Raw genomic sequence first — 6000 nt, forward strand, 5'->3', positions numbered from 1 at the left:
CGTCCCTTCGCCCGCGCCGAGAAGGCTGTACAAAAGCGAGGCTCTGCCTCGCGCTCCGGGATATTTGTGGACAGATGAAGTCCGGATCCCCTGCTTCATCTGTCCACAAATATCCCGGTGGAGGCGCGGCTTGCCGCGGCGGGGGCAGCGCCCCCCTGACCCGGGCATTTTTAAGAAACAACCCAGTCGGATTAACCCGCCGAGGCCGATTCCGCCGAGTCCTCGTAGATGATCAGGGGCTGCTTGTCGTACGTCACCGCCTCTTCGTTCACCACAACCTCGGTCACGTTTTTCATGCCGGGCAGTTCGAACATCGTGTCCAGCAGAATATCCTCGAGGATCGACCTCAACCCGCGCGCGCCGGTTTTGCGTTCGATCGCCTTCTTGGCGATGGCTTTCAGCGCGTCGTCGGTAAAGGCCAGTTCTGCATCTTCCAGTTCGAACAGGCGCTGGTATTGCTTGACCAGAGCGTTCTTGGGCTTCGTCAGGATCGTGACCAGAGCGTCTTCGTCCAGGTCTTCGAGCGTTGCCAGAACCGGCAGACGGCCGACAAATTCCGGGATCAGACCGAATTTCAGCAGGTCTTCGGGTTCCAAATCCTTGAAGATCTCACCCACGCCACGCTCGTCATTGTCGCGAACGTCAGCACCGAAGCCCATGGCCGAGCCCTTGCCACGCTGCGCGATGATCTTGTCGAGACCTGCAAAGGCGCCGCCGCAGATGAACAGGATGTTGGTGGTGTCCACCTGCAGGAATTCCTGCTGCGGATGCTTGCGCCCGCCCTGCGGCGGAACCGATGCCACGGTGCCTTCCATCAGCTTCAGCAGCGCCTGCTGTACACCCTCGCCCGATACGTCACGCGTGATCGAGGGGTTTTCGGACTTGCGCGTGATCTTGTCGACCTCGTCGATATAGACGATGCCGCGCTGCGCGCGTTCGACGTTATATTCGCTGGCTTGCAGAAGTTTCAGAATGATGTTCTCGACATCCTCACCCACGTAACCAGCTTCGGTCAGCGTGGTTGCATCCGCCATTGTGAACGGCACATCCAGTATGCGCGCCAGCGTCTGGGCCAGCAGGGTCTTGCCGCAGCCGGTCGGGCCGATCAGCAGGATGTTCGACTTGGCCAGTTCAATATCGCTGCCCGCTTTCTGCGCATGGTTCAGGCGTTTGTAGTGGTTGTGCACCGCAACCGACAGAACCCGCTTGGCGGTGGCCTGACCGATGACGTAGTCGTCCAGAACCTCGCAGATATCCTTGGGCGTCGGCACACCGTCCGAGGATTTCAGCCCGCTGGCCTTGGTCTCTTCCCGGATGATATCCATGCACAGCTCGACACACTCATCGCAGATGAACACGGTCGGTCCCGCGATCAGCTTGCGGACCTCGTGCTGGCTTTTGCCGCAGAAGCTGCAGTAGAGCGTGTTCTTGCCGTCGCCGCCTGAATTCGTCGCCATGATCTACCTTTCGGGCTCCATCCTTAGCCGCCCTAATTCGGGCCGCTTGCCGCCTGTTGGTGCAGCTTAGGGCAGCACCGGGGCGGCTACAATCTCAAAATCGCACCTCGCGCCGGTGGCGCGAGGATTTGAACTCAGGCCTCGTCCGTATCGATTTTCGCACGGTTTTCGACGATTTCGTCGATGTGGCCCCATTCCTTGGCCTCTTCCGGGCTCATGAAATTGTCGCGGTCCAGCGCTTTTTCAACCGCCTTTTTAGTCTGACCGGTATGGCGCACGTAAATGTCATACAGGCGATCTTTCAACTTCTGCGTCTCGGCCGCGTGGATCATGATGTCGCTGGCCTGACCCTGATAGCCGCCGCTTGGCTGGTGCACCATGATCCGGCTGTTGGGCAGCGAAAAACGCATCCCGGTTTCGCCACCGGCCAACAGAACCGACCCCATCGAGGCCGCCTGACCGATCACCAGTGTCGAACATTTCGGCTTGATGTACTGCATTGTGTCGTAAATCGACAAACCGCTGGTCACGACCCCGCCGGGCGAGTTGATGTAGATCGAGATTTCCTTGTTCGGATTCTCTGCCTCAAGATGCAGCAGCTGGGCGACGACCAGATGGCTCATCCCGTCGTGAATCGGACCGTTGATGAAAATGATCCGCTCTTTCAGCAGACGCGAGAAAATGTCGTAGGCGCGTTCGCCCCGGCTGGTCTGTTCGACCACCATGGGGACGAGCGTATTCGTGTAAGTGTCTACTGGATCGAACATTCGGAACCTGCCTGCTTTGCTATGGATCGGGACGTTACCCCAACAAGAGTTACCCGAGTCTTAGTGTCGCCACCGGGGGGCTGCAAGGGGGGCCGCCGGTTTCGCTTGCCTATTGTGGTTATCCTTCCCGCCGGGCACTGAAATCGGTGGTCCGGGGGCCGCGGCAGCCCCGCTGTACAAGATCGGGCATCGGCAAGTTCCAGCCAGCTTCCGTTATCTCATCACGGTATTTTGATTCATGCATATGGAATTAAATGTACGAAACTTGTACTTAGGTGGCCCGTCCAACGCGACTTGGGTTAAGGAAACAACGCCCGCGCAAGGCGGGCTCGAAGGAACAGAAGAAGATGGCACTGCCACAGTTGTCCCCGGACATGTCCAAACACGACCTTGACCGTATGGTCGGCAACGCAACCCGCGCATCGAATTTCCTGAAGGCGATCAGCCATGAAGGACGGCTGATGATCTTGTGCCACCTTGTATCCGGCGAAAAATCCGTAACCGAACTCGAGGAACTGCTGTCCGCCCGGCAGGCCGCCGTTTCCCAGCAATTGTCGCGCCTGAGGCTCGAAGGGCTGGTCACACCGCGCCGCGAAGGCAAGGCGATCTACTACCGGCTTGCAGACGACCGCCCCCGCCGCATGCTGGAAGTGGTCTACGAACTGTTTTGCAACGACGGCAAGGACTGAGACTTGGGGGCCCGGGGGCTTTGACCTCGATTGCTGCCAAACTGTGGGACACCGCAGGCCCGTCTGCCACTCCGGCAATTCAATATTCACCCAAGGCAGCAGCGTCTCCAAAATACTGGTTCCCCGCAAAAAAAGGTGCTACCGAAAAGAAGATCGAGCACTGAGGAGACGAGTATGATCCGCGCAATTCTGATTGGCCTGAGCCTGTTTGCCCTGACCGCCTGCGAAACCGCAAAAGGTGCCGGCAAGGATATCGAGAAAGCCGGCGACGCGATCCAGGACGCCGCCACGGACGTTCAGGAAAACATCTGATCAAAGCCCATATATTGCGGGGTCAGAAAACAAGCCCGCGATATATGGTTGCTTCATGGCCGCAAACCCGCTAATTCTATCCATACAGGTGCATAGACGCGGCATTGCATCATCTGACGCTAAATCGGGGCTCTTTTGCACACGCAGAAGAGCCCCGTTCCCATTCCGAAGGGGGTGAGGGGTAGCCTGTATGAAGCCGTGGAACCGGCAAAAGAAAAGGCGTCAGGTGCGCAGACGCGGTCTTTGCATGCATCCTTTCGGACACTCCTGACGCCTTACCGGGCCGACGAGCCCCGAAGGACACCCCGATCCAGTCGCCCCAGCCCCCGAAAGGACTGCAGCCGCCGCTGTGAACCCGAGGGTCATCGCGGCATGCTCAGGCCGTCTGAGAAGCTGATCACTCGAACACGGGGCCAGCCCCCTATCCGAACAACCAACTACCGGTAAGCCTCTGCCGAACAAGAAAAATCCTAAGATCCAACCTCTTCGACCAAGACCCCCTGGCCTTTGCGTTCCACCTTTGGCTCCGAAGAACCTGTGCGGTAACGGGACTGTTACATTACGCCCGGCAACCGGCAAGAAAATAGCACTGCAGCATGAGAATTAGACGGGGATAAGATGTTGGTATCCGCCGGGATAGCTTTGTGGATAAGCCGAGAAGTTCTGGCACCAGACGGGTTTGGTGAGGGAAAAGTTCCAAAGCGGTTTTCGCGCCTCGAAATCCACCGATGCTGCGGGTGCAAACAGTGCGTTGGGCCGGATTTGCGGGACTAACGTGTTGCACGGCCCCCTGACGACTCGAATCGCATGTCGAAATCGGGGCCGGGCAGCAGACACACCACCGCGCGAAGCCGCGCTGAAGGTTCGCGAGATCTAGATGCCCCGTGCCAAGGAACGCCGCATTCTTGCACAAGGCCATCCGAACCTTTTCGCGGACGGTGCACTGGCCGCCCGGCCCGTCTCCTCCCCTTGGAGACACTGTGTTTTGAGAAGCGCCCCGACCCGACCGGGATTACCTACTACGTTCTGCCGCAGTCTTGGATCAACGGCAGTCTGTACCCCCTACAGCCGGTCGGGCCAGAGACGCTTCAGTTCACCTGACGTTCCAGAACGGTGCTGTAGGTCGTTCCGGACCGCAGGCTACGGAAATCGGCGTAAATCTTGCCATCCTCGTACCGCGCATCGATCAGCGCGTTCACTCCGATCGCCGGTTCGGGCGAGCTTTCGACGATCCCGATGCTGCCCGACCCGTCCAGACTGACGGTGCCGGTGGCCTCGTACACGGTCCAGTCATCGGCAGCATTGCGGCGCCACATGCTGGGCCCCCAGAACACATTGTCCTGCTGCTTTTCGATCTGAAGCACCCATTCCGCGCTGTTGAAGCGGGGCGCATCGCCGGTGGTCAGGTTCGAGGGCGACACGGTGGTATACGCACCCGCCCATGTGCCGCGCAGATCGGGCGAAGCATCGGCCAGCGCGGCCGTTCCAAGGGTGAGGGACGCGGCCAGAGCGGCCGCTCCGGCAGTCATGTATCTGGTCATTGGCTCTCTCCTCCAAAGGTCTGGGCCTTGCTGGCCTGCTGAACAGATTGGGAGGCACCGAGCCGCTTACAACATATCTAAAGCAGACTTCATCTTGGGTTCAGCTACGCGTTAGATCGCGGTCAGGCCCATGCCAGCGCGGTGCCAACAAGGACCAGAGCGATGCCCAAAACCTCACGGTACGAGAAATTCTCGCCGAACAGAAAGTACGAGGCGATGGCGATCAGGATGACCTCGGCCCCCAGAATGCCGGTATAGATGATCCCCAACCGCTCCTCGCGCAGCGCGGCCAGTTCCAGCGTCGCGGCTGCCAGCAGAGCTGCGACGATCAGCAGTCCGAGGCCGATACCGGGGATTTTCCACCAGAACTTCATCGCGATCATAGCAACGGAATAAAGACCAGCCGATCCGAGGGCGATGAAGGGGATCATGGACGCGGACATTGGAGCCTCCGAAGGAGTGTTTCCATTGCGTCAACAATAGCAGGTGGGAGGGGTTGAGGATGTGAGGTGGGTCACAATTGGTCGACGCGGTGGGACACTTTCCTGAGTGTGAGAGACACGACAGAAAATGCAACTTCGTGGCTTAGGTCAGTGCTACCACAAAAAACTAAGTAAAGGCAATAAATTCGGCTGGTGGCCTTGCCGAGTTGTTGTGAGTTCAACGTTCTCCGCAATGCCTACTCAACATATTGTACAAGAAGAGAAGAGTTTACAAATATCGGTTGCTTAGGGACAGAGTAGATGTAGCCGTCTTTTACCACCCTCATTATGAAACGATATTCTCGCTCTCCGGCAAAGCCAACGGACTTTATTAGCGGTGCGCAGTCGAGAATCACATTTATATCCTCAATTGGAATCTCATTGTTCAACTGAATTTTAAACCTTTTGTTTTCCTCAGAATAGTAAACAAATGATGAATAGCTCTGCGCATCCATACCGCCTTCAAACCAAGGTTGTTTTTGAATTTCGGAATTCAGCAGTGAGCGCAAAAGACTAAAAAACAAGGAATGGGAGCCTCGTCTCAAAGCCCAACTTGAATTATAGCTTGAAAACGGATTTCTAACCGAGTCTGGATCCATCCACGCCATGGAGAAAACATAGCAGTTATAATCGGTTGGATAGATTGAAACTTCGCCAACCACTAGGGTCAGGACCCATTGATTTCTGTATGTCGGCGTGATTCACCGGTCGAAAATCGAGCGGTGATATGAGCGATCTATATTGGTTGGATG

7 protein-coding genes are annotated in these 6000 nt (G+C 57.2%); 2 read left to right on the forward strand and 5 right to left on the reverse strand.

Annotated features, from left to right (window positions below; genetic code table 11):
* Positions 1-191 precede the first annotated feature (191 nt).
* Together clpX and ACR0K1_RS24055 are read right to left on the reverse strand one after the other, a co-directional pair.
* Positions 192-1457, reverse strand: coding sequence for an ATP-dependent Clp protease ATP-binding subunit ClpX (gene clpX, locus ACR0K1_RS24050; protein ID WP_480852130.1), 1266 nt, complete (start codon positions 1455-1457; stop codon positions 192-194).
* A 134-nt stretch (positions 1458-1591) separates the two neighbouring features.
* Positions 1592-2224 carry an ATP-dependent Clp protease proteolytic subunit gene (locus ACR0K1_RS24055; RefSeq protein WP_480852131.1) on the reverse strand — a complete coding sequence of 211 codons (633 nt, stop codon included), beginning with the start codon at positions 2222-2224 and terminating at the stop codon, positions 1592-1594.
* A gap of 347 nt (positions 2225-2571) precedes the next feature.
* On the opposite strand from ACR0K1_RS24055, the gene ACR0K1_RS24060 reads away from it, so the two are divergent.
* The gene (locus ACR0K1_RS24060; protein ID WP_480617213.1) at positions 2572-2913 is read left to right on the forward strand and encodes an ArsR/SmtB family transcription factor; all 342 of its coding nucleotides are present in this window, start codon (positions 2572-2574) and stop codon (positions 2911-2913) included.
* A 174-nt stretch (positions 2914-3087) separates the two neighbouring features.
* Complete coding sequence (locus ACR0K1_RS24065) at positions 3088-3225, forward strand: entericidin A/B family lipoprotein (protein ID WP_480617212.1); 138 nt, start codon at positions 3088-3090, stop codon at positions 3223-3225.
* A gap of 1088 nt (positions 3226-4313) precedes the next feature.
* Here the strand turns inward: ACR0K1_RS24065 and ACR0K1_RS24070 are convergent.
* From ACR0K1_RS24070 to ACR0K1_RS24080, 3 genes are all read right to left on the reverse strand, one after another.
* Positions 4314-4766, reverse strand: coding sequence for a hypothetical protein (locus ACR0K1_RS24070; protein ID WP_480617211.1), 453 nt, complete (start codon positions 4764-4766; stop codon positions 4314-4316).
* A 122-nt stretch (positions 4767-4888) separates the two neighbouring features.
* Positions 4889-5209 (reverse strand): hypothetical protein, encoded by a 321-nt coding sequence (locus ACR0K1_RS24075; protein WP_480617210.1) that lies wholly within the window; start codon positions 5207-5209, stop codon positions 4889-4891.
* A 236-nt stretch (positions 5210-5445) separates the two neighbouring features.
* A complete protein-coding gene (locus ACR0K1_RS24080) occupies positions 5446-5757 on the reverse strand; it encodes a hypothetical protein (protein ID WP_480852132.1) in 312 nt (103 codons plus the stop codon).
* Between the last annotated feature and the right edge of the window lie 243 nt (positions 5758-6000).

The organism is Ruegeria sp. F5, from assembly GCF_056533845.1.

What these genes read in the sequence shown, in the direction of transcription:
- ACR0K1_RS24055 (WP_480852131.1), bottom strand. Translation starts at nt 2,224, where the DNA reads ATGTTCGATCCAGTAGACACTTACACGAATACGCTCGTCCCCATGGTG.
- clpX (WP_480852130.1), bottom strand. Translation starts at nt 1,457, where the DNA reads ATGGCGACGAATTCAGGCGGCGACGGCAAGAACACGCTCTACTGCAGC.
- ACR0K1_RS24070 (WP_480617211.1), bottom strand. Translation starts at nt 4,766, where the DNA reads ATGACCAGATACATGACTGCCGGAGCGGCCGCTCTGGCCGCGTCCCTC.
- ACR0K1_RS24075 (WP_480617210.1), bottom strand. Translation starts at nt 5,209, where the DNA reads ATGTCCGCGTCCATGATCCCCTTCATCGCCCTCGGATCGGCTGGTCTT.
- ACR0K1_RS24060 (WP_480617213.1), top strand. Translation starts at nt 2,572, where the DNA reads ATGGCACTGCCACAGTTGTCCCCGGACATGTCCAAACACGACCTTGAC.
- ACR0K1_RS24065 (WP_480617212.1), top strand. Translation starts at nt 3,088, where the DNA reads ATGATCCGCGCAATTCTGATTGGCCTGAGCCTGTTTGCCCTGACCGCC.